Annotated in this window: 14 protein-coding genes; all 14 read left to right on the plus strand. The window is 51.6% G+C overall.

Translation table 11 applies throughout. The features are described 5' to 3' along the window. The first annotated feature begins 11 nt into the window (after positions 1 to 11). The 14 genes from P9H32_RS00240 to P9H32_RS00305 all read left to right on the plus strand — a co-directional run bounded on the left by P9H32_RS00240 (position 12) and on the right by P9H32_RS00305 (position 24,271). On the plus strand, positions 12 to 1,148 hold the full coding sequence (locus P9H32_RS00240) for a glycoside hydrolase family protein (RefSeq protein WP_322606845.1): 1,137 nt from the start codon (positions 12 to 14) through the stop codon (positions 1,146 to 1,148). After that, the gene (locus tag P9H32_RS00245; protein WP_322606846.1) at positions 1,149 to 2,630 is read left to right on the plus strand and encodes a sulfatase; all 1,482 of its coding nucleotides are present in this window, start codon (positions 1,149 to 1,151) and stop codon (positions 2,628 to 2,630) included. It abuts the gene before it with no gap. Between the two features lie 40 nt (positions 2,631 to 2,670). Beyond that, a complete protein-coding gene (locus P9H32_RS00250) occupies positions 2,671 to 4,227 on the plus strand; it encodes an alpha-L-fucosidase (RefSeq protein ID WP_322606847.1) in 1,557 nt (518 codons plus the stop codon). Between the two features lie 429 nt (positions 4,228 to 4,656). Next, positions 4,657 to 6,285, plus strand: a complete 1,629-nt coding sequence (locus P9H32_RS00255) for an arylsulfatase (RefSeq protein ID WP_322606848.1) — start codon at positions 4,657 to 4,659, stop codon at positions 6,283 to 6,285. A gap of 6 nt (positions 6,286 to 6,291) precedes the next feature. Further along, complete coding sequence (locus P9H32_RS00260) at positions 6,292 to 8,010, plus strand: glycoside hydrolase family protein (protein WP_322606849.1); 1,719 nt, start codon at positions 6,292 to 6,294, stop codon at positions 8,008 to 8,010. Positions 8,011 to 8,042: 32 nt separating this feature from the next. Next, a complete protein-coding gene (locus P9H32_RS00265; RefSeq protein ID WP_322606850.1) occupies positions 8,043 to 9,593 on the plus strand; it encodes an arylsulfatase in 1,551 nt (516 codons plus the stop codon). A 26-nt stretch (positions 9,594 to 9,619) separates the two neighbouring features. Then, the gene (locus P9H32_RS00270; protein WP_322606851.1) at positions 9,620 to 11,203 is read left to right on the plus strand and encodes a sulfatase-like hydrolase/transferase; all 1,584 of its coding nucleotides are present in this window, start codon (positions 9,620 to 9,622) and stop codon (positions 11,201 to 11,203) included. A gap of 16 nt (positions 11,204 to 11,219) precedes the next feature. After that, on the plus strand, positions 11,220 to 12,764 hold the full coding sequence (locus P9H32_RS00275; protein WP_322606852.1) for a sulfatase family protein: 1,545 nt from the start codon (positions 11,220 to 11,222) through the stop codon (positions 12,762 to 12,764). Between the two features lie 45 nt (positions 12,765 to 12,809). Beyond that, positions 12,810 to 13,331 carry a hypothetical protein gene (locus P9H32_RS00280; RefSeq protein WP_322606853.1) on the plus strand — a complete coding sequence of 174 codons (522 nt, stop codon included), beginning with the start codon at positions 12,810 to 12,812 and terminating at the stop codon, positions 13,329 to 13,331. 64 nt (positions 13,332 to 13,395) lie between these two features. Next, the gene (locus P9H32_RS00285; RefSeq protein WP_322606854.1) at positions 13,396 to 16,065 is read left to right on the plus strand and encodes a hypothetical protein; all 2,670 of its coding nucleotides are present in this window, start codon (positions 13,396 to 13,398) and stop codon (positions 16,063 to 16,065) included. Positions 16,066 to 16,156: 91 nt separating this feature from the next. After that, on the plus strand, positions 16,157 to 17,686 hold the full coding sequence (locus P9H32_RS00290; protein WP_348534448.1) for a sulfatase family protein: 1,530 nt from the start codon (positions 16,157 to 16,159) through the stop codon (positions 17,684 to 17,686). 17 nt (positions 17,687 to 17,703) lie between these two features. After that, the gene (locus tag P9H32_RS00295) at positions 17,704 to 19,293 is read left to right on the plus strand and encodes a sulfatase (RefSeq protein ID WP_322606856.1); all 1,590 of its coding nucleotides are present in this window, start codon (positions 17,704 to 17,706) and stop codon (positions 19,291 to 19,293) included. A gap of 41 nt (positions 19,294 to 19,334) precedes the next feature. Next, positions 19,335 to 22,244, plus strand: coding sequence for a DUF8487 domain-containing protein (locus P9H32_RS00300; protein ID WP_322606857.1), 2,910 nt, complete (start codon positions 19,335 to 19,337; stop codon positions 22,242 to 22,244). 119 nt (positions 22,245 to 22,363) lie between these two features. Next, positions 22,364 to 24,271 carry an alginate lyase family protein gene (locus P9H32_RS00305; RefSeq protein ID WP_322606858.1) on the plus strand — a complete coding sequence of 636 codons (1,908 nt, stop codon included), beginning with the start codon at positions 22,364 to 22,366 and terminating at the stop codon, positions 24,269 to 24,271. The last annotated feature ends 54 nt before the right edge of the window (positions 24,272 to 24,325 follow it).

Below are 24,325 nucleotides of genomic sequence, written 5' to 3' on the forward strand. Positions count from 1 at the left end.
AGAGCAAATTGATGAACGTTAAAAATTATGTCGTATATGCGGCCGCATGGATGGTCATTGCTGCTTCGGCCGATGAAAAGAAATCATTGGTTGACTATTTTCTGCCGATGGAACCGCGGGGCGCGCTGGTGTCGGAAGGGATTTGGGGGGATCCCAATGTGTTGCCGCGTGATATTAATAACGGGCTCGAAGATGCAAAACTGGAAAACTGGTGCTACTGGGATGGCCGGATTGTGCAAAGCGATGATGGAAAATTCCACCTCTATGCCAGCCGCTGGCCCCAATCCATGGCGCATGGAGTCGGATGGAAGGCCGGTTCAAAAGGCATGCATGCTGTCAGCAATCATATTATGGGTCCCTATAAAGATCAGGGCCTGATCTATCCGCAGTGGCAAGGCGGCAGAGGACATAATCTCATCGGACTTCGTATGCATGACGGGCGCTATGCAGTGGTGACGAGTGAGATTACAGAAGGAGAAATCTTTGTTTCCGATACACCGGAGGGGCCCTTTGAATTGCTTGGAAAAATCGAGGTGGATGAAAACGGATTTAATAAAGGCCTGGCTCGGTATACCAACAGGGAAAGCCCTTCATACGGGCATATGTCGAATGTGAAAGTGCTGCTGCGGCATGATGGACGATATATGATTATTCCCCGTTCCACAGCTCCGATGGTCAGTGATGAGGGCATTCTCGGCCCCTATAAAATCATGAATGGTCGGATATACGAAAACTACCCTGACCTCCCTCAGACCCAGAACGAAGACCCAACGGTGTGGTATAGCGGAGGCATGTATCACGTCGTTTATAACCATTGGCCTTCGAAAACTTCGCACCATTTTTCATCTATTGATGGAATAACAGACTGGAAATACCGGGGCATTGCTTTCAAGAAGGACGAAACCAAGATTTTCCGTTATACCGATGGCACCGTTAATGACTGGCAATACATTGAACGTCCGACCGCCTATCTGGATGAACAAACCGGACATGTGACTCATTTTATTTTTTCAGTAATTGATGTCAAAAAAGGTCAGGATCGCGCCAATGATAATCATGCCAGTAAGATTGTTGTTGTTCCTTTCGATGGAGAAGCTTTTGATCGCGATATGCAGGCCCTTGTTAAAGCCGAGAAGGAAGCAGAATAAATGAAAAACATTTTGCTGTTAACCGCGCTGATCGGAGGGCTTACGGCCCATGCTGAAAAACCCAATATTCTTTTAATCATGGTGGATGATCTGAACCGGTTTGTAGGGTGCTATGACGGACCGGCCATATCGCCTAATATTGATAAACTGGCGGAAACCGGAGTCAAGTTTGGCAATGCATATTCAGCCTGTCCGTCGTGCAACCCCTCACGCGTTGCGTTGATGACCGGTCTTCGTCCGGAAAACAGCGGCGTATTCAACAATACCCAGCACTACCGCAAAACCGAGTCCGCAAAGAATTTAACCTCACTACCGGAATTTCTTCAGCAGAATGGATACCACACCATTGCCGCCGGTAAAATTTTCCATCACAGAGGAAGAAATCATAATAATCCCGATCCTCTGTCCGATCCGCAATCCTGGAATTTTCAGCCGGGAATCAGCGCTGAAAAAAGTTTCGGCCACAACTACAGAGCGCGATACTTTGAAGAAAACGGTGACCCCAAATGGCTTGCACGCACCTCCAAAACAGTCGCCCCAAAAGACCGGAAATCGTTAACAGGAACGTGGGTCTGGGGACCGCTGGAAGAAGATATTAAGCCAACCAACACATTGGATTGGAATGTTGCGGAATGGGGCGCTGCCTGGCTGAACCGGGACTTTTCGGAACCGCGGGTGGAGGACGCTCCTGCTCCCGATGAGAAACCCTGGCTTCTGGCCTGCGGAATCTTCCGGCCGCACATCCCCTATATCTGCCCTCAGCAATATTTTGATCTCTACACGACCGAAGAAAACAAACACCGATTGGCCCTTCCGGATTTGCCGGAGAATGATTTTGATGATCTGCCGCCCATTGCAAAGCCGGATTGGTTCGGCAGATATGTGAAGCCCTATCCGGAAGAGTGGTCATTTGTTCGGCATTCATATTATGCCTGTATTACGTATGCTGATGAGGCCGTTGGCATCATTCTCGATGGTCTGGCGAAAAGTGAATATGCTGACAATACCATCGTTATTCTGATGGGCGATCATGGTCAGCAGATCGGTGAAAAAGATAACGAAGGGAAAGCATGGGTATGGCGTTCGGCATCAGGGACACCCATGATCATTAAGATGCCCAATGGGGCAACTGGAACGGTGGAGTCTGCAGTATCTATGCTGGATATTTATCCAACGCTGGCCGAGCTGATTGGTGCAGAACCTCCTCATGAACTGGATGGAGTCAGTCTGTTGCCTCAACTGAAAGATCCGACGGCTAGACGTTCGGAACCTGCAGTAATTACCAACACCCGAGGCAACCAGATCGGGGTGGTATTGGATCAATGGCACTACATCAGTTATAATGATGGTACGCATGAATTATACGACCAGCATGCTGATCCCGGGGAATTTACCAACTTACTCCACCCCGCCAACTTTAAAGAAAAATACATGGTTGTTGTAAAACGACTTGAGCAATTTATTCCCGAAAACAGAAAATAGGAATAGGAGACGATATATGAGACCGGAATCGTTAACATTGATGACTCGTTTTGGAGTGGCCGTTTTTATACTGGCAGCAGTAACAGCAGGTGCCCGGAACCAATACGAATCGAGCTGGAAGTCCATTAAAACCCATGAAATTCCGGATTGGGGGCTCGATGCAAAATTCGGAATTTATGCCCATTGGGGACCGTATTCGATAACGGGGGAGTGGGAAGAATGTCCGCCTCCCAATGGCGGCAATTATTATACGACGGGTTATCGTGGAATTTATACCATAGATGAATGGAATCCCCAGCGTCAGGCATTTGAGAAGCGGTATGGTTCCATCAAAGATGGTAACGGATATTATCAGGTGGCTGAAAACTTTACTGCGAAGGGGTTTGATCCGGTTAAGTGGGCGGATTTGGTGAAGGAATCCGGTGCCAAGTATGCCGGCACCTGTGCGGTTCATCATGATGGGTATTTGATGTGGGACAGTGAGATTACAGATTTTTGCGCCGGAAAAATCGGAGCAAAAAGGGATCTGGTCGGCGAACTGTTTGCCGAGTTGGAAAAACGGAATATTAAAACCATAGCTTCGTTCCATCATGCCCGGACTAAAAAGTTCTTTGATGGTTGGTATAATTTGATGACCCGCCATGCTGACTATGCAGGTGTTGACCTACTGCAGCCGGAGGCACAAGACAGGTATTGGTTCATGGGAACAAAGGAAGATTTCGCAGCAAAGCGGTTAGCGATTACGAAAGAAATGATCAACAAATATAAGCCCGATGTCATTTGGTTTGACGGCGGGGCAACCGATGGGGCCACGGAAATTGTTTCCGAGTTCCTCAATATGGGTATCCGTGAGCATAAGGAGGTCTGTCTGCATAATAAAGATCGGCAATTTGGGCATGCCTATGGCGTCTATTCATATGAACGCGGATATCTCCGGCCGCTCAACCTGCTGAATCATCCCTGGGAGGATGATGAGACCTCATCAATCAGCGGGAGCTGGTGCTGGTGGCATGGCATTAACTACAAGCCGTCGGGCGATCTGATTAAACGGCTCTGTCATTTGGTAGCGAATAATGGCGGCCTGCTGCTTTCTCTTAATCCGCGTCCGGATGGGTCGTTTGATCCGGCTATGGAAGAACAGCTCAGAGGGATCGGTCGTTGGCTGAAGCAGAACGATGAAGCCATTCACGGAACACGCCCATGGAAAATTCAAGGGGAAGGGCATATGGATGAATTTGAGCTGCGTTATATCTGGAGCAAATCCATGCCCTATAGATACGCAACGCCTAACGTGAGACTGTTCAACCATACGGATATCCGCTTCACGACCAAGGGAAATACACTTTATGCCATACAGTTGGGAATTCCCCGATCGGGGAAAACCCTGATCAAATCGCTTTCCAATAGAACCAAAGTCGGTTCCGGTAATGAAATTAAAAGTATTGAATTACTGGGGCATGGCAAGGTGACATTTGTAAGAGGAGATGAAGAGCTGATGATCAAGCTTCCTAAACAGCTTCCTAATCATGTGGCTTTGGTTTTTAAAATTGAAATCGAGGGAGAACTCGAGCGAATTCTTTATCAGGGAAAACGCTAAGAAGAATTGATTTAAATTGCTGAACAGTGAACGGGCTAAGCGGACACACGATGTTTAAGACGCCGCATCTGGACCGGATGTCGGAACCCTGATTTTCCGAAGGCCGGGTGAAAACTATGAAATGGTGCTGGACGATCCAATCCATGGCTCGGATCCCGCGGTGGCCGGACACGCTGCCAGTCCGGCCGGTTCTCACGTTCAGTGAAAGAAAAATCACAATAATAAGCTGTTTTGGACAAAACAGTGGAAGCTGTGAGTTAGTAATACTGCCTAAGGATAAACTACGATATATTGTAGTTGCCGCGAGGGCAGGACTACAACTCCAAAGTTTTGCCCCCAAGCGGGACTCATGTTCCAATGTTCCATGTGTATTTAGAGTAAGTCGGAACGAATACAGGTCGATTCCGGGTGAATGGCAGAGGAACGTGGATGAACAAAACGTTTGGGTTTTTAATCGGTAGTTTTTGTGTGGCGTTGTTGGCGGCGGAAAAATCACGGGGGAACGCGTGTTCTTCTGCCGGGAATTCGTTGGTCAGCAGACCGAATGTGGTTCTGATCATGTGCGATGACATGGGCTTTTCGGATTTGGGGTGCTACGGGAGCGAAATTGAAACCCCGAATATCGATGCGCTGGCTAATGAGGGCATCCGGTTCAGTAATTTTAAAAATGCGGGGCGCTGCTGCCCGAGCCGCGCATCGTTGCTGACCGGCAGGTATCAGCATTCGGTAGGAATGGGCTGGATGACCGTGGTGGATGAGCATCGGCCGGGGTATCGCGGACAGATTACAGGCGAGGTTCCAACCATTGCAGAAGTTTTTAAAGCCAACGGTTATTCAACGTATATGTCCGGAAAGTGGCATGTTACGGTTGATGGGAGCTGGCGACCGGAAGAGGACGCCGCTCCCAATGGAAGCTGGCCGACGCAACGCGGTTTCGATGAATTCTACGGCAGTCTGTCCGGCGGCGGAAATTATTACAAAGTCAAGGGACTGAAGCGTAATACGACTGCGATTACCGATTTTCCAAAGGGCTATTACTACACGCATGCCATCACGAAACATGCCGTTGAGTTTATTGAACATCATAATACAGAAAAGCCGATGTTTATGTATCTGGCGCACTATGCGCCGCATGTGCCGTTGCAGGCTCCGGCAGAGCGGGTGGAAAAATGCAAAGCTCGCTATGCGGTTGGCTACGATGTGCTCCGGCAACAGCGGTTCCAACGATTGGAAAAACTCGGGCTGATTCCTTCCGGCAAAAAACTGCCGGCGAATAATGGCGAGTTTGATGAGGCCGTTCGGGTGGATTGGTCTGATCTTTCTGAAGAGAAGAAGGAGGTGTGGGTTGAAGAAATGGCCACCTATGCCGCGATGATTGAAGTGGTCGACGATGGTATTGGCGAAGTGGTGAATACGTTGAAGAAGAAAGGAATGTACGAAAATACCTATTTCCTGTTTTTGAGCGATAATGGGGGGAGCGCCCGGCAAAGCAAACTGGCGCGACTTCGGGCTGACCTGACGAATACCCCGTATCGGTTATACAAATGCTTTACCTATTCGGGCGGCATCAGTTCGCCTTTAATTATCAAAGCTCCGGAATCCATTCTTTTTGAGGGATCGTTGCGACACGACCTTGCGCATATTACGGATGTTTTTCCGACTTGTCTGGATTTGGCGGGCGTTGAGTATCCGGAAACATTTCACGGCGAACCGATTTCCGGGCCCGATGGAATCAGTCTGCTGCCTGCACTGAGAGGAGATTCCTTGCCGGAGCGGGATCTCTTTTTTGAACATCAGACCAGTTGCGCGGTAATTTCCGGCGATTACAAACTGGTTCGAGTGGATAGCCGAACGCCTTGGGAGTTGATTGATTTGAAGGCGGATCCATTTGAGACGACCGACCTCTCTTCCAGGTATCCCGAAAAGGCCATCGAACTGGAAAAGAAGTGGACGGCCTGGGCGACACGAAACCATGTTTTTCCGCTGGAGGAGCGCGAATGGAAAGAACGGGTTATTTACTATAAAGAAAAATATCCCGATCAGCGCGGGGACAGGTGAATCGATATGAAAAAAAGTACATTTGCGGTTTTGATGGTTTTTGCGGCGCTGGTTGTGAGTGACGCGGAGGCCAAGAAGACAAAACACGGTTCGAAGGAGTACACCGACCTGCCGCCGTATGAACGGGTTTCGGGGTTGGTGTGGGGCGGCCAGTTTATGGATCGTTTTGAACCGGTACCCGTTATGAGCCCTATGACCAGAGATACCTGGGGTGTTGATGCGGTCGTTCCGCGCGATATAACCAATGGAATCGAGGATCCCGACTGGTCGTATTGGGGCGGTAAGATCGTCAAAGGAGACGATGGGAAATATCATATGTTCCCGTGTCGCTGGTCGGAGGATAATCCGCGCGGACACCGTGCCTGGATGCATTCGCAAATTGTGCACGCGGTTTCTGAAAATCCGCTGGGTCCTTATAAGGTCATTGAACATATTGGCCCGGGGCATAATCCAAGCGTGTATCGGAAAGCTGATGGTTCTTATGTTGTGTATGCTTTCTGTCGAACCGAAGGTCGTTCGCTGAATTATTACTATCAGGCAAAGACGCTGGAAGGCCCGTGGTCGATCAATGCCTATGAAGAAGATTTGCGCGCGCGTCCGGGGACGTATCCCCATGCCTCGAACTGCGGCTTTGCTATGCGGGAAGACGGTTCATTTTTGAAGGTCGATAAAAAGGGAACCATGCATTTCAGTAAAACCGGAACCTCCAAATGGTATGCGGTCGGAACGGGGCGGGTTTTTCCGCCCAAACTGAATCCGAATGACCGCTATGAAGATCCGGCCCTTTGGTACGACGGTATTCAGTATCATATGATTACACATAATTACTTGGCCTGGCAGGCCTACTATTTACGCTCAAAAGACGGGGTGCACTGGGTAAAGGATCCGGGACTGGCCTATGGCGATGCAAACGTGGTGTATGAAGACGGTACGACGAATAACTGGTATCGCTTTGAGCGGGTTATGGTGCTGCAGGATGATCTCGGCCGAGCCGTGCAGATTAACTTTGCAACACTGGATGTGAATAAGGATTCGGAACGGGGCAACGACAACCACAACTCCAAAAACGTGTGTATTCCGCTGACGGTCGGCCGACAGCTGGAGGTGTTGAATCGTGAGCCTATTGATGCAAAAACCACTCAGATTCGCGTGAAAGTGAAGGCGGAAAAGGGGTTTGATCCACATGTGGATATGGAGCTTGAATCGCTCCGCTTCGGCGCGACGCAGGAAGTGGATTTCGGGCGCGGTTGCAAGGTCGTGAAAACAGAACCGTCGGGTCAGGATCTGATTCTGATTTTTGATGCCAAAGGAAATGGATTCAGGGCGGAAAATTTTGTCGGGAAACTGCTGGGGTTAACGACGGAAGGAAAATTGCTGTTCGGCTGGTCGCGTCTGCCGGGTGTAACCTATATAGAACCGATCCTGTCGGCGGATGTTCCCGTCATTAAGAGCGGAAAATCCGGAACCACGATTCTGGTGGACGTAACCAATTTCGGTCAGGTTTCTTCCGATGATTCGGCGCGGTTGGTTGTGATGGTTGAGGGTAAAAATGTGGCCTCCCGCCCGCTTCCTTTGCTCAAGCCCTTTGAGGAGCAGAGCGTGAGTCTAAACACTTCCGAAACCTATGAATGGTCGGAAACGGTTCCGGTTACCACTCAGTTGATCCTGAACGGTCGTGTGCAGGAGTCATTTGAGTCAAAGGTTACGGTCGGTTGCCAGCATTAATATAATAGGAATAACGGCACATTAAAACCAAGGTGAACAGAACGAAAGTCAGCACGTTTATCGCTCTAATATCGATTAGCTTTGGCTGCTTTGCGGTTTCTTCGAAGCCCAATATTATCCTCATTTTTGCGGATGATCTGGGGCCGGGCATGTTGAGCTGCAATGGTCAAAAGATCGTGAAGACGCCGCACATTGATCGCCTGGCGCATGAAGGAATCTCGTTTGAGAACTATTATGGAGGGGTCTATTGTGCGCCCGCGCGCTGGTCGCTGCTGACGGGGTTGCATTCGGGGCGTGTTGGCGGGTTTAAGCAAACCGACGGATCCTTGCCGCTTCTGCGTGACCGTGGTCGTATCACGCAGGCCGAATATGAGGAGCAATATGCTGAGCTGAAAGCGAATGCGAATCCGATTGGAGAGAATGAGGTTTTTCTGGCGGAAGTGGCGCGGCAAGCCGGCTATAAAACGGCACAGTTCGGGAAGTTGGATCGCGGGTTTCTAACGTGGCATGAGCGGGTGAAGCGGTTCGGCTGGGATGAATATGAGGGTTTTTATTCTCATGCCCGCTGTCATGGATTTTATCCCCCCTATATTTGGCGCAATGGAGAACGGATTGAACTGGAAGGCAACCCGAATGCCAATTGCGGGCGGGCGAGTCAGGACGGATTGGATGAACCGGTTGGGCAGTTTGGCAAGACCTATGTGCCCGACCTGTTTGCTGAAAGCGTGGTGGCCTATATTCGCGAACACGGCGAAGCGGTTCGCGCCGGAAAAAAGACGAAACCGTTTTTTCTGTATCATCCTACCCAGCTGCCGCACGGACCGTGCGCCGTACCGGCCATTCATCCCGATTATATCGATGACGAGCGGTTGGGGCTGGCGGAGAAAAAATATGCCACGATGGTCAAGATTCTCGATAACCATGTGGGCGCAATCCTCGCCGAGCTAAAGACGCAGGGGCTCGATGAAAACACGGTGGTGTTTTTTGCGTCGGATAACGGGCACGAGCTCTATTTCGGGCCGCGCATGGATTTTAAAAAACAGCAAACGCCGGACGGTGAGAAATATAATTTGACCGACAACAAATTCCGTACCTCAGAGGTCGCCGATATCTTTGACGGCGCGGGCGGTCGGGCCGGCTTGAAACGCTCGGGCTACCAGGGCGGGATTCAGTGCGTGATGATGGCGCGCTGGCCGGGAAAGATTGCCGCAGGGAAAAAATCGGGATTGCTGACATCTCACTATGATTTTCTCTCCACGGTCGCTGAAATTGGAGGGATTGCACCTCCTGCGGGTAAAGACGGCATCTCGTATTTGTCAACGTTGCTGGGGAAGCCGCAAACGACAAGCCATGACTATGTCGTGGTGGACAACAATTATCAGATCATGGGAGGTGCGGCGCTCGTTATGGCCGATGGCTTTAAGCTGATTCGTGACAATAATACGAAGGGATTCCAGCTCTACAACATTCTGGAAGATAACGAAGAGCGGTTTGAGCTATCAGCGCAGTACCCCGAACGGGTGGAGCAAATGAAAGCCATTTTGATGCGAGAAATAAAGTCCGAACGACGGGATTTGAAATAGCCATGAAGGAGAAGGGCATGCAACAGATGAAAAAGATTTTATTGAGGTCTGTCGCGACGGCGGTTTTGGCCGCGGCCTCCGGATCGTTTGCATCAACCCGCCCAAATATTATTATGTTTCTGGTGGATGATTTGGGTTGGAATCATATCAGCTCGCCGGCAGCTACACTGGGAAATGTGCACGAGGTGGTCCATACTCCGCATATCGCCCAGCTCGCTGAAAACGGGTTGAGCTTCACCCATGCGTATGCCAGTCCGAACTGCGCCCCGACGCGTGCGGCCATGCTGACGGGGCAATATTCCGCCCGCAAAAACAATCAGGTATACGCCGTTTTGAGCCTGAACCGGTACGACCGAAAAGGCGGTGTCACCGAAGAGCAGGCGAAGTTTAGAGGGCCGGAGCAGACCATGGATGTCGCAGTAGAAGCGGTGACGGTTGCCGAAGCGCTCAAGAAGAACGGCTATACCACGGCGCATCTGGGAAAGTATCACTGCGGCGGACACGATAGCCAGGACACTATGCCCGAAAACGCCGGATTTGATATTAACGTCGGGGGCTGGAAAAAAGGGCATCACAATGCCTGCTTTGCCAAAAAGAAAGGGGACAAATGGGCCTTTGGTAATCTGGGGCTAGGTGCCTTTACGCCCTATGCCGCTCCGTACGATCAGGCTTATGTCAGAGAACATGGCTTTCCCGATTCTCTGATTGGTACACCGAAGCATGTCAGTGATGCCGTGGGCGATGCAATGGAGGATACCATCGAAAAACTGGCGGCCGGGGCGAATCCGTTTTATTTTCAGTTTCATACGTTTGCGGTCCACGGTCCGCTCGGCGCTCGTCCAGACCTCAAGGCGGCCGCACGCGCGCGATTGGGCGCGGATGCAGATGACGAGGCGGTCGAATATTCAGGATTTCTTTCCAGTGTGGATTTGAACCTCAAGCGCCTGTTGGCGGCCGTGAATGATCCCAACGGCGATGGCGATACATCCGATAGCATCAAAGACAATACGCTGATCCTGTTCAGTTCCGACAACGGGGCCGCATTCCAGGGAGCTGCACCGTTGCGCGGACATAAAGGCATGTTTACTGAAGGCGGCCTTCGGGTTCCATTGATTGCGTATTGGCCCGGAAAAATTGCGGCGGGCACGGTTACGGACCGTATGGTCTACAGTACGGATTTTTATCCGACCTATTTGGATCTCGCCGGAGCAACCTGGCGTCCCGATCCTGCAACGCATCCGTTGGATGGTGAATCGTTTGCTGAAGTACTGATGAATCCAACGCTGAAGAAAAACCGTGAGCCGATCTACTATCTGTTTCCCGGCTATCTGGATAAAAAACGTGCAACGCCTTGTGTGGTCACGCTGGATCAGGTGGGCGGAAAGCGCTACAAGCTTTTCTATTTCTATGAGACGAACTCGCGCGAACTTTATTGTCTGAGCGACGATATCGGAGAAGAAAAGGACATTTTCGCTGAAAATCCGGAAATCGTGTCGGTTCTGGCGCGTAAAACGGATGCGTGGCTGCGTCAGCAAGATTCAACATGGAAACCGGTCTTTCCGATCCATAAAAAAACGGGAAAGTCAGCAGGTCCGCCGCCCGTGTTGTGATTTTAAGGAGAGAGATATGATGACTTATAAAAAAATAATGCTGCTGGGGTTAGCTTGTGTAACACATACGCTGATGGCGGCCGAGCGTCCCAATGTGGTGATCATTTATGGGGATGATGTCGGCTACGGCGATGTTGGGGTGTATGGCTCGAAACTGATCCCGACACCGAATATCGACCGGTTGGCTGCGGAGGGGTTGCGTTTTACGGACGGGCATAGTTCTGCGGCGACCTGTTCACCGTCGCGCTATTCTATGCTGACCGGCGAACATGCCTTTCGCAAAGGGGTTTCTATATTGGGTCCGACCGCCGGTATGATTGTGCCGACGGATGTGCTGACGTTGCCGAAGATGTTCCGTCAGGCGGGTTATGCAACCGGCGTGATTGGTAAATGGCATCTGGGGCTCGGCGATGGGGTGACGCCGATCGATTGGAACGGGGCGGTGAAACCGGGGCCGCTGGAAATCGGGTTTGATTCATCCTTTCTGGTGCCGATCACGAATGACCGTGTTCCGTCGGTTTATCTGAAAAATCATCGCGTGCAGAATCTGGATCCCGCTGATCCGCTTTATGTCTCCGGTAAAATTAAAGATATTCGCGCTTATACCGGCAGCACGCAGTATCCGGATGCCAAAACCAATCCGGAAGCGATAACAAACATGAAGGCAAGCAACCATCAGCATACGCACACCATCATTAACGGCATTCCGCGCCTGCGCTATATGTGCGGAGGGAAATCGGCTTTGTTTCGGGATGAAGACATGGCGGATGATTTTCTGGAGCAGACCGTCGAGTTTATTGAAACGCATAAGGACCGTCCGTTCTTCCTCTTTTTTGCGGCAGTCGATGTTCATGTGCCGCGTGCTCCGCATGAGCGCTTTGTCGGAAAAACCGCGCTGGGTCCGCGCGGCGATGCCATGGTGCAGTTCGACTGGACGACCGGCGCCATTATAGAGCTGCTGGAAAAGCATGGGTTGACGGAGAATACCATCGTGATTTTTTCCAGCGACAACGGGCCGGTTTATGATGACGGTTATTTGGATGGAACCGTGGTGAAGCAATCTGACGAAGAGGTGGATCAGGGGCATGATGCATCGGGGGTTTGGCGCGCGGGAAAATACCAGATTTATGAAGGAGGAACCCGGGTTCCGCTTATTATTAAGTGGCCGGGCCGCATTGAGCCGGGGGTGTCCGATGCCTTGGTGAACCAGGTCGATTTTATGGCGTCGTTTGCCGATTTGCTGGATATTGAACTGCCGGACGGCGAAGCGCGTGATAGCCGTAATATACTGAAGACATTTCTTGGGAAAGATTCGGCGGGATTGCCCTATATGATCGAAGAGGCGCAGCATACGACGCTGGCTTTGCGATCGGGCGATTGGAAATTTGTTCGCCCGTCTGAGCATCCGAGAGGCCGGATTAAAGAACGCGAGCTGTATAACGTGCGCCTTGATCCGTCAGAGCAGAACAACCTCGTGGCCGCATATCCGGAAAAAGCCGATGCCATGGCGGAACAATTAGAGATGTTAATTGAGAGCAACGGACTTCGAACGAAAAAATAATTTTTGAATTATGCGGCCGGTATGATCGCGGAAACAGGGCATAGAATGAAAATACAAACTGCAGTAATCCTGCTTTTGGGGGCGGTACTTGCGGGCGGTTCGAAAGCCGCCAGCTTCGTTACGGATGGAAATGCACTGCGTAAAGCAGTTCCAGGAATGATTAAATCAACGCCGGTTCTGTTTTGCGGCGAACTGGATGGTGCGGTGTCGTGTTATACGCTGGAGGGGAAAAAGCTTTGGCGTAATCCTTCGCAATCGCCTGCAGTGCAGTTTTCATCCACGATGCTGAAGACGGTGCAGGCGGGTGCAAATCAGATGCCGGTGGTGGTGAAGGGGGCGGCCTGGAGTGCGATTCGGTTGGATAAAAAACATGTGCGATTAATCCTAATTGATCCCGGCTATCTTGATCCGCAGGAACGTCAGGTTGAAATTCGTTTTCAGCACAGGCAGCCGGTTAATGTGACCGATATTCTGACGAAGGAAACCTTTTCGGCTGAAGGGGGACGGCTGGGTTTAAGCGTGCCTGCGGGATCCATGCGGTTTATTGATTTGACGTATTCATATTGAAAATACGGATCATTGAAAATGTTGTGTAACGGGGCCGAGGCCGCGTAATGAGATGGAGAATGAGATGAAATTACGACTTACAGTCATATTGTTTACCCTTGCTGTTTTAGCAGGAGATGGGGATGCAGCCTCTTTTATAACCGGAGGCAATGCGTTGCGCAGTGCTGTTCCGGGCATTATTAAATCAACACCGGTTTTGTTTTGCGGCGAACTGGATGGTGCGGTGTCGTGTTATACGCTGGAGGGGAAAAAGCTTTGGCGTAATCCTTCGCAATCGCCTGCAGTTCTGTTTGAACTGGCTGCAGTGGATGTGGATAACGACGGGCGCGATGATCTGCTTTCGGCCAGCGGTGACGGATCAATCACGTGCTGGAATGCGAACGGGACGTTGCGCTGGCGGTTTCGTGGGGATCGTAAGATTCGTTTTAACGAAGTGGCGGTGTTGAAGCGCGGAACGGATCTGACAATTTTTGCCGGCGGCAATGACCGGATGGTTTATGCGCTGGACCGTAACGGCAAGCTGATCGATTCCCACGAGTTTCCCGGCGCGATCCGCAAGCTGGAAGTGGGCGACTTCAAAAAGGATGGCGAGCCGCTGTTGTTTGTGATGAGCATGAAGCACGATAAGTCCGGCTGGATCTCGTTCGGCTTTCATGACCCGGACCATTTAGCAAAGGAGGTTGCGAGCCTTTCGCCCAGAAAACGGACGAAGCGCCTGAGCGGGATTATTACGGATCTGCGGGTGACGGATCTGGATCGCGATGGCCGCGACGACCTGATGGTCTTCATCAATGAAAGCCCGACGATGTGCGTCGTGAACGGAGATTTCGAAGAGATTGCCGGGTATGACACGAGCAAGGCAAAGGACAAGGAATTGCGGCGTTCCAAACAGCGGTATGCGCACACCAGCGGTATTTCCGTGGCGCCGGCACGTGATGAAATTCTGATGCAGTTCGGCCGTACTTTTTATTTGCTGGATGATGAAGGAAATCTGAAGGACTGGAGCGGCGATATATCGGCCCGTTTCCCGATGTCGGATTTTGTTTATCATCCTGCAGTGAATCGTCTGTTTGGTATTGGATCCGTTGCCGGGGATAATGGGGTCTATGAGTTTGACCTGCAAAAAGACGACTGGTGGAAAGACCATGTGCAGCCGCAGGGCCGTATTGCGGAGGTGAACCGGAATCTTGAAACATTATACAAACAGGTGGTTTCTTTTGTTCCGCCGGCCTACCAGAAACCGGCCGATAAACCGTGGGTCATGGGATACAACGGTGAAATACCGGATGATATCGCCAAGTTGAAGTTTAATGAAGTCGTGATGGTGAAACAGCAATCCTGGGGGGAAGATTATAACCGTGTGCCGATTGTTGAAGCCGTCGGAGCGGAGTTTGGCAATAAGCGTGATAAACGTAAGAAATATTCAGACACGCAGGAGGATCTGGTTCGGCAGGCCCGGGAATTTGAAAGCGAGGGCATGCCGTTTACGGTTTGGGCCGGGCATGGAAGTGATCCGTTTTATGTCAGTATTGATACGCTTGAAGCGGTTCTGGAAGCGGCTCCGTCCACCTGTTATGGCTTCATCTATGCTGAAATGGCGAATACGAAAGATCCGCGCATCCATTATTTTATTGATCAATATATGCCGCGACTGGCTGCCGCCTGCCGAAAACAAGGACGTGCTAAACTTTTTTTCCGCTATAAGCAGACCTTTTGGGCCACTACGGTGCACATGCATCCATGGTGCGATCTGTTCCTGTCCGGAAAATATGCGGATGTTCTTGCTCCGGCAACGGAGGACACTAATTCGACAACACAGGAACTCAATCTTTCCGGGCGTGTGGGCATGTTTGCCGGTGGTTATGTCAATGACTTTGCGATGCGCTTGATTGATGATAATCCGACCGGTTGGCGTCCGCTGGCTCCGGGGCGGCAGAAGACCATTTCACCCTTTCTACGCAGCGGAGTGATGAGGGCGGCGTATGGCGCCCGTTATGGTGTGCTGTGGAATTTTAAAGGACATGACGGTCCGGGGCTGGAGCTGTTAATGGGCTTAATGGGATCCGGTGTTCTGCCGCTGGCGGAGGCGGATGACCTGCTGTCGATCGGTTCCTGGCATCTGATGGATGAGATCCCGTACGAAATTGAAGAGCGGGCGCATGGGCTCGGTCATGACATCAGCCAATACCTGGAATCGGACTATGAACGCGTTATTTCCTGCTCTGAAGTGCACTGGGGCGGTGCGAGTGTGCCGGAATACGATTTTTCGAAGGTGCTGGGGGTGGACTACCGCTGGTTGAACTTTATGCCGGAGTTGCCGTACGGCATGATTCCCATTGCGCCGGTTGAATATGGAAAGCAGCTGAAACAAACGGGTACGCCTTATGTGGTCAGTGACTCCCAGAGCGGCTTTGTGGATGGACAGAAAATACCGGCAGCCCAGTTTGGACCCGCGATGCTTAGATCGGCACAGGCCGGTGCGGGCCGGATGCCGGTGGTGGTGAAGGGGGCGGCCTGGAGTGCGATTCGGCTGGATCAAACGCATGTGCGATTAATCCTGATTGATCCCGGCTATCTGGATCCGCAGGAACGTCAGGTTGAAATTCGTTTTCAGCACAGGCAGCCGGTTAATGTGACTGATATTCTGACGGCTGAAACCTTTTCCGCTGAAGGTGATCGGGTGAGCCTGAGCGTGCCGGCGGGATCCATGCGGTTTATTGATCTGACGTACTAGAATTCTGACTGAAAATTTTGGAAGAAACGGAGTAATGATGAAATATGGAATGATGAAGTTGATTGCCGGTGTGGCGGTGGCCTCGAGTTGTATGACGACCATGGGCGCCAAAAATAATCGGGTGCAAAACGATGGGCGGCCGAATATTCTGTGGATCACGATTGAGGACTGGTCGCCTGACCTGTCGTGCTACGGCACAAAGGGAATTCACACGCCGTATGTCGACAGTCTGGCATCCAAAGGGATTCGCTATACCCGGGCGTTCACGACATCACCGGTTTGTTCCACTTCGCGTTCGGCGATGATGACCGGTTTTTACCAGAACTATATCGGGGCCAATCAGCATCGTGAGCACAATAAGCAACCGCTTCCGTATGGCATTAAGCCGATTCCGAAGTTGTTTGAAGAGGCGGGATATTATACGGCGCTGTTGAGCTGGAAAACGGATTGTAACTTTACTCCGAACAAGCGAAATGAGCTGTTTATGGGCGAGGACTGGTCGGAACGCAAACCGGGGCAGCCGTTCTTTGCGCGGATCACCTTCGGGGGGACGCATCGATCCTGGAAGCGCGATCCGGTTCGTCCGATCAGTATCGATGAGGTTGAAATTCCACCATATTATGCGGACACGCCGTTCATCCGTCGCGACTGGGCCAACGGGCTGGAGCAGATGCAGCTGGTGGATCGTGAAGTCGGGCAGATTCTGGGACGATTGGATAAAGAAGGGCTTTCGGACAATACGATCGTATTCTTTATCGGCGATCACGGCCGGTGCCATATTCGCGGTAAACAGTTTCTTTATGACGGCGGTATACGGATTCCAATGATTATGAGCTGGCCGGGGCATGTAGAGCCGGGTCAGGTGAATGATGATATGGTGATGTCGATCGACATCTGTGCAACACTTCTTGAAGCTGCGGGAATTACGCCGCCGGTTCCACTGCACGGGAAAAGCCTGTTCAGCCAGGATGTTCGGGAACGGAAATATGTCTTTGCCGCCCGCGATAAAATGGACGAAACCCATGATGCAATGCGTGCGATTCGGTCCCGGAAATATAAGCTGATTCACAATCTGATGCCGGAGCGCCCCTATCTGCAGTTCAACCGGTACAAAGAAGAGGCTTATCCGCCGCTGGCCGAGATGAGTGTGCTGCACCTGAAGGGCAAACTGACACCCGAACAGGAACAGTTTTTTGCCGCCACCAAGCCGGAGTTTGAGTTGTTTGATCTGGAGAAAGATCCCTATGAATTGCACAACCGGGCCGATGATCCGGCCTATGCTTCGGTGAAAAAAGAACTGCTTGCTGAACTGAAGGCCTGGCGCGAGAGGGTCAATGATCAGGGCGTGACCGAGGAGTTTCGAGCAGAAGGGGTATTCCCGGAAAGCTGCCCGTTGCCGACCGTGGATGAATGGGTGGCAGCAAATGAAGTGAAGTATGATTTCAATGTTTCCGGCTGGCCGGCCTGGTACCCGACCCGCACGTTGGAGGAGTGGGAAGCGGCGCGGGAAATCTGGATGCCCTGGGTATTCCGTGCTCCGACGGAGATCATGAAACGTCCTAACGTAATAAAAAAGGTCAAGCGCCGCGGCCGTAAGTCGAATCAATATCTGTCGATGTAATCGGGGAATATACATTTATGAAAAGAATGCTGATAAAATCGGGGGCGCTGGCGGGGCTTGCGGTATGTTGTGCCGCAAGCAGTTTCGCGGAGAAGAAGCCCGCCGTTGTGAACAAGAAGGCGGAAAAACCGAATGTGGTTGTTTTTCTCGTCGATGATATGGGAATGATGGATACGTCGGTTCCTTTTCTGATGGATGAAAAGGGTACACCGGTGGTGGCCCCATTGAATGAATGGTATCGCACGCCCGCGATGGAGCGTCTGGCGGCTCAGGGAACGCGCTTTTCAATTTTTTATGCGCAAAGTGTCTGCTCGCCGACCCGTGCAAGTATCATGACCGGTCAGAACGCGACGCGGCATGCAACGACCACCTGGATCAATCCGGGATCAAATAATCGAGGCGCATTCGGGCCGATCGCCTGGAACTGGCGCGGACTGGAAGCCGGCGATGTAACGCTGCCCGGGGTGCTCAAAGAGGCCGGGTATCGGACGATTCATATCGGGAAAGCCCATTTTGGGCCGAAAGACTCCGAGGGCGCAGAACCGAAGAATCTCGGTTTTGATGTGAATATCGGCGGTGCGGCGTGGGGCCGTCCTGAAAGCTACCTGTCTGAAAATCACTACGGAAATCATCCGAAATATAAAAATATGACCAAAAAGGGTAAGAAGGTGCGCACGATTCGGGCGGTACCGCATTTGGAAGCATATTATGACAGCGGCATTTTTCTGACTGAGGCGCTAACCCTGGAGGCGAAGAAACAGATCAAGCAATCCGTTGAGGCGGAGAAACCGTTTTTCCTCTATATGGCCCATTATGCTCTTCACTCTCCCTTCGATGCGGACCCGCGCTTTATTGATAACTATGCGGATTCCGATAAGCCGGAGCGGGCCAGGAAATTTGCGGCACTGGTGGAGGGGATGGATAAGTCTCTGAATGATATTCTGGACGAACTGGTTACGCTTGGAGTGGCTGAAGATACGCTGGTTATTTTTCTGGGGGACAATGGAACGGATGCGCCGCTGGGCGAGGACCATGCGATTGCCTGTTCGGCGCCCCTTAGAGGAAAAAAAGCTACGCGTTATGAAGGAGGAATCCGGGTTCCGTTTATTGCGGCATGGGCCAAGCCGAATGCCGGGAATGGGAATCAGCAAAAACTTCCCATTGTTCAAGGTTTCGTTCAGACGCAGTTCGGTACGGTAATGGATTTGTATCCGACGATTCTGGATGTGGCCGGAGCTGAAAATCCAGAAGGTCATGAGATCGACGGCTATGGTCTGAAACGTCTGCTGAGCGGTTCGTCCGATCCGAAGCATCCGGATACGTTTCTGATGCATTTCCCGCATGACCACCGGAGTAAATATTTCACCAGCTACCGCAATGGCGATTGGAAACTGGTTTATCACTATTTCCCGGAAATGAATAAGCAATCGGGTCATTATGAATTGTTTAATCTGAAGCAGGATTTGAGTGAATCCAGGAATCTGGCGAATCAGAATCCGGAAAAGCTGCAGATGATGTTTAAAGCCATGGTGGCCCAGCTGGATGCCGAGGGGGCTTTGTATCCGGTGGATGCCGATGGCCATGAGCTGCGCCCGATTGCTCCGTAAGGTATGAATTTTAGAAATCGAGAGAACGTTAAATGAAAAATATGAATATGAAATGGCTGCGTGTGGCGGGCTTGCTGCTGATCGTTATGAGCGGCAGTGCAGCAGCACAACCGGATGTGTTGAGCCGTTACAGCGGGGAGACGGTTTCGTTGAACGGCAAGTGGGAGCTGACGCTTGCCCCGGATGAGGCGCTGGGGAATCAGCCGGCTTATACGGTGCTGGATTTTAATGATTCCGTAAAATTGCCGGGAACCCTGACTGAGAATAAAAAGGGGATCCGAAATACGAACCGCGATGAACAGAACCATTTGTCGCGGGAATTTATGTTTGAGGGAACGGCGTGGTATAAGCGACTGATTCACATTCCCAGGGATTGGAAAAATCGGCGGATCGTTCTGCGTCTGGAGCGCACGCGTAAAACGGCGGTTTGGCTGGATGGAACGTTGTTGGGCATTGATCCTTCACTGAGCACTGCACATGTGATTGACCTCGGGGATGTTTCTCCGGGGAAGCATGAGCTGGTTGTTGCTGTTGATAATGTCATGGATGGTTCTCCGAACGGCCGCTCTCATATGAATGTTGAAGACACTCAGACCAACTGGAACGGGATGCTCGGTAAACTGCAATTGGAAGCAACGCCGAAGGTTTGGATTGAGCGGGTGCGCGTGTTTCCAGACATTGGAACCCGGCAGGCTACGATGGAGCTGCTGCTGAAAAATAAACGCAATGGAAAACAGCGTGGGGAAATTCATATTGCCACCGAAAGTTTTAACAGTGCGCAAAAGGATGTTCCGCCAAGTGTTACGGTTCCGTTTGAATTCAATACGGAAACAACCACCGTGAAGGCTGTGGTTAAAATGGGCGAGGGTATGCTGCTCTGGGATGAATTTGATCCGGCGCTCTACCGCGCGATCATTACTCTAAAGCTGGTTGATGGGCAACAGCAGAAACTGGGCCGTACGTTCGGTATGCGCGATTTTACGCAAAACGGCTCCCAGTTTGTCATTAACGGAAAAACCACCTTCCTGCGCGGCAAGCACGATGCCTGCGTATTTCCGCTGACCGGTTATGCTCCGATGGAGGTGGAAGAATGGGTGCGGGTGCTGAAGATTGCAAAATCCTATGGCATCAACCACTACCGCTTTCACACGTGGTGCCCGCCCGAGGCGGCGTTGGCGGCGGCGGATCTTGTTGGCATTTATATGCAACCGGAACTGCCTTGTTGGGGGGTTCTGTGGGAACAGGAACGGAATCTTAAAATCACCGATGTAAATGCTGTGGCTTTCGGTTCTGAAAAAACCGGAAAAGGGCGCAGGTTTTCGCCGGATATGGTCACCGAGGCCGAAGCTTTTTTTCATGAGGAAGGCCGGCGTATTCTGGATCAGTATGGTGATCATGCATCGTTTGTGATGCTGGGGATCGGGAACGAATTAAAAGGCAATGTCACGGTCATGCAGCGGCTGGTGGACGGTTATCGCAAGGCTGATGATGATCGGCGTCTTTATACGCAGGGTTCCAACAATAATTTCCGCGATCCGAAAAAAGGTGCAACGGATGATTATTGGACCACCGTTCGCACTTCGACCAAAACGTGGAAGGAATATGACAACATTACCCGCACGTCCTATTCGGCTGCGGATCAGTTCGATTTCGGCCCGATCAACCATTTTCGTCCGTCCACCCGCGTTAATTTTTCCAAAGCGCTGGAAAATACCGACGTTCCGGTGATCGGGCACGAAACCGGACAGTACAGCTACTATCCGGATTACAACGAGCTTGAAAAGTATACGGGCGTAACCAAGCCGTGGAACCTCGAACTGGGGCAGAAGCTGCTGAAAGAAAAGGGCATGTATGACCAATGGCCGGAGTTCTTCAAGGCGGCCGGAATCTGGGCATCGATATTGTATTGCGAGGATATGGAATCCGGCATCCGTACGCCGGGCTTTGGCGGATTCCAGTTGCTGGATCTTCAGGACTTTCCGGGGCAGGGGACTGCGCTGGTTGGGCCGCTGAATGCATTCATGGAATCGAAGGGAACAATTACGCCTGAAAAATGGCGCGAATTTTCCGCACCCGTCACCCTGCTGGCCGGATTTGATATGTTCACTCTGACCGCGGGCGAAACCTTTACGGCCGATTTGAAGGTGGCCAACTATGGGCCGGCGGATGTGAATGGTATTCTTAAATGGAGGGTTCCAAACTTTGGAAAAGGATCGTTTGAGGTTCAGGCCGCACAGGGGGGAATTACCTCTGCCGGTCAAATTGATCTTAAGCTGCCGTTTGTTGAAAAAGCGGTGCGTACGAGCGTCGAGTTGGAGCTGAACGGCATGGTGAAATCATATCCGCTCTGGATCTATCCCCGGCCTGGAAAGCTGAATATTCCGGCGGATGTAACCGTGTCCCGCAAGCTGGATGAAGCAACGTTCCGGACCTTGGAAAACGGTGGGCGGGTGTTGTTGATTCCTGAACATGAAGCCATCAAGGAAAACAGTGTCGGCGGGCTTTTTATGACCGAATTCTGGTCGTTTACCATGTTTCGTAAAATTGCTCTGAACCGGGGCGTGGAACCTTCGGCCGGCACGCTGGGTCTGTTGATTGATGAAGATCATCCGGCCCTGACCGGATTCCCGACGGAGTTCCATAGCAACTGGCAGTGGTGGGCTCCGGTCAAAAATTCGCGCCCGATCATTCTGGACGATGCGCCGAAGGGCTATCGTCCGCTGGTCCAGAGCATCGACAATATGTGGCGCTCGCACAAATTGGGCACTTTATTTGAGTTCAAGGTGGGCCAGGGCCGCGTGCTGGTTAGCGCCATCGACCTGCCGGCGATTCAGGATACGGCGGAAGGGCATGCTCTTTATCAATCGTTACTGGACTATACGGGGTCGGATGCATTTAAGCCGGAAACTGCAATTACTGCTGATGCATTAGGGAAGCTGTTGGGCAAATAAACTGAAGTGCAGGGAAAATCAGAACCGTGTGGTATGGATTCTCTGTGCCACACGTATTTCAGATTTTATGCTGAACGTTTTGTGCTGAATGGAAGGGCCGGAGCAAGGGACCAGAGGGTATGAGAGGGCAGAGTGTCATATGTGGGCTGATGCTGGGGGCAAGTGTCATGGCGCCGGCCGCAGACGAGGTGTCTGAAAAGTTACAGTGGCTGTTGCCGAGGTTGAATATACCGGAAGTCGAGTCGGTTGAAGATCCGACTGAGCAGGCGGTCCGCCTCTTGAATTATTATAAAAACCGGACTTCGGTTACTCCGCCCGTTTCGACGGAATGGAGTACGGATATGCTTTCGGATAAAGATCTGAATTATGCGAATGACGCACTGAAGCATATTTTCGTGGGGCAACCCGCTTATGATTCCTATTTCTGCGGGGATGACATTAACTGGGCTTCCAGACCGGTTCCTGACAATGAGTGGGTCTGGCAATTGAACCGGATGTATTTCTGGAACGCGATGGGCAGGGTATATGCGGCGACCCGGGATGAGAAATATGCTGATGAGTGGACCCGGCAGCTGGTGCACTGGGTCAATAATAATCCGCGTGACGAGGAGCATGCCTATGCCTGGAGATCGATCGAAGCGGGCAAACGCGGACAGAGCTGGAGTTCGCTTTATTTTCAGTTTATTCAATCACCGCATTTTGATGAAGAAACCCTGGTCTGCTTTTTAAGCAGCTTGCATGACCATGCCGATTTTCTGATGAAGAAATACCGGGCGGGCAGCAACTGGGCGCTGATGGAGGCGGAAGGATTGGCTTTTATCGCAATCCTTTTTCCGGAATTCAAGCGGGCAGAGCAGTGGCGTGCGGAAGCCATTCGCCGTTTTAATCAGGAAATTGAAGGGCAGGTTTATCCGGACGGACATCAGCGGGAGTTGGCAATGGGCTATCACGTCGGGAGCATCAACTGGTTTTTCCGCACGTGGCGTCTGGCGAAACGGAACGGTTTGGAAGACGAGTTTTCGACATCCTATATGAACCGGATTGAGCGGATGTGCGAAGTGCCGATGAAGCTCTGTCTGCCGGATGGAACGAATGCGCAGTTTGGTGATGCATGGGCCGGAACGCCGGGGCAGTATGCCGGACGGTTTAAGGAGTGGTCCCAAATGTTCGGGCGGGCTGATTTCCTGTATATGGCCACAGCCGGTAAAGAGGGGCGTGCGCCGGACAAAACGGCTTTTGCTCTGCCGGACAGCGGGCTCTATTCCATGCGCAGCGGCTGGGATTCTGATGCGTTGGGCCTGGTTTTAAAGTGCGGTCCCGATGGCGGGAGTCATTGTCAGCGTGATAACGGCACGTTTACACTGGCGGCCGGAGGGCGCACTCTGATGCCGGACTCCGGCAGTTACATGTATAATTCAGATAAAGAGGGACGCGCCTGGTTCCGCCAGACAAAGGTGCATCAGACACTGACGCTGAATGGGCAGAATATTGACTATGCGCCGAAACTGCTGAAATGGGAGCCGGGTGAGGGGCAGGACATTCTGGTGGTGGAAAACAAAAGCTATCCGAACCTGACGCATCGGCGGGCGGTCATCTTTGTCGATAAACGCTATTTTGTGATTGTCGATGAGGCGATCGGCCCGGCAACCGGAAACGTTGAAATTCATTTTCAGCTGGCTCCGGGCGGTGCGGTGTTCGATACGGCCGGTTTGTCGGTGAACTCCGATTTCAAGGATGGCTGGAACGTTCTGGTGAAAGCGCATCCGCAGAAAGGTTTGGTGCTTGCAGAAGAGGAGGGGCAGGTTTCCTTTGTTTATGCTCGAAAAGAGAAACGGCCGGCTTTTTGTTATCGTTTGAAGAAGGAAGACGATCGGTCGGTTCGTTTGGTTACCCTTGTTGTTCCATACGAAAATGAGGAACCGGAAGTGTCGGTTCGGCGGTTGGATGTTTCCGCTGCCGGAAACGGGGAACTGATGCTGGAGTTGAACGAAGGCGGGAAAACCAAAAACGTCGGGTTGCGGCTGTAGTTTTTCTGAGATCGGGTGGGTGAAACGCGGGAATTGGATCGTGAAAAACTGTTT

The organism is Pontiella agarivorans (assembly GCF_034531395.1).
In the GTDB taxonomy this organism is placed as follows: domain Bacteria; phylum Verrucomicrobiota; class Kiritimatiellia; order Kiritimatiellales; family Pontiellaceae; genus Pontiella; species Pontiella agarivorans.

Bases quoted from the DNA above. Each gene is read 5' to 3' on its own strand.
- P9H32_RS00240 (WP_322606845.1), top strand. From the start codon at position 12: ATGAACGTTAAAAATTATGTCGTATATGCGGCCGCATGGATGGTCATT.
- P9H32_RS00245 (WP_322606846.1), top strand. From the start codon at position 1,149: ATGAAAAACATTTTGCTGTTAACCGCGCTGATCGGAGGGCTTACGGCC.
- P9H32_RS00250 (WP_322606847.1), top strand. From the start codon at position 2,671: ATGACTCGTTTTGGAGTGGCCGTTTTTATACTGGCAGCAGTAACAGCA.
- P9H32_RS00255 (WP_322606848.1), top strand. From the start codon at position 4,657: ATGAACAAAACGTTTGGGTTTTTAATCGGTAGTTTTTGTGTGGCGTTG.
- P9H32_RS00260 (WP_322606849.1), top strand. From the start codon at position 6,292: ATGAAAAAAAGTACATTTGCGGTTTTGATGGTTTTTGCGGCGCTGGTT.
- P9H32_RS00270 (WP_322606851.1), top strand. From the start codon at position 9,620: ATGAAAAAGATTTTATTGAGGTCTGTCGCGACGGCGGTTTTGGCCGCG.
- P9H32_RS00275 (WP_322606852.1), top strand. From the start codon at position 11,220: ATGATGACTTATAAAAAAATAATGCTGCTGGGGTTAGCTTGTGTAACA.
- P9H32_RS00280 (WP_322606853.1), top strand. From the start codon at position 12,810: ATGAAAATACAAACTGCAGTAATCCTGCTTTTGGGGGCGGTACTTGCG.
- P9H32_RS00285 (WP_322606854.1), top strand. From the start codon at position 13,396: ATGAAATTACGACTTACAGTCATATTGTTTACCCTTGCTGTTTTAGCA.
- P9H32_RS00290 (WP_348534448.1), top strand. From the start codon at position 16,157: ATGACGACCATGGGCGCCAAAAATAATCGGGTGCAAAACGATGGGCGG.
- P9H32_RS00295 (WP_322606856.1), top strand. From the start codon at position 17,704: ATGAAAAGAATGCTGATAAAATCGGGGGCGCTGGCGGGGCTTGCGGTA.
- P9H32_RS00300 (WP_322606857.1), top strand. From the start codon at position 19,335: ATGAATATGAAATGGCTGCGTGTGGCGGGCTTGCTGCTGATCGTTATG.
- P9H32_RS00305 (WP_322606858.1), top strand. From the start codon at position 22,364: ATGAGAGGGCAGAGTGTCATATGTGGGCTGATGCTGGGGGCAAGTGTC.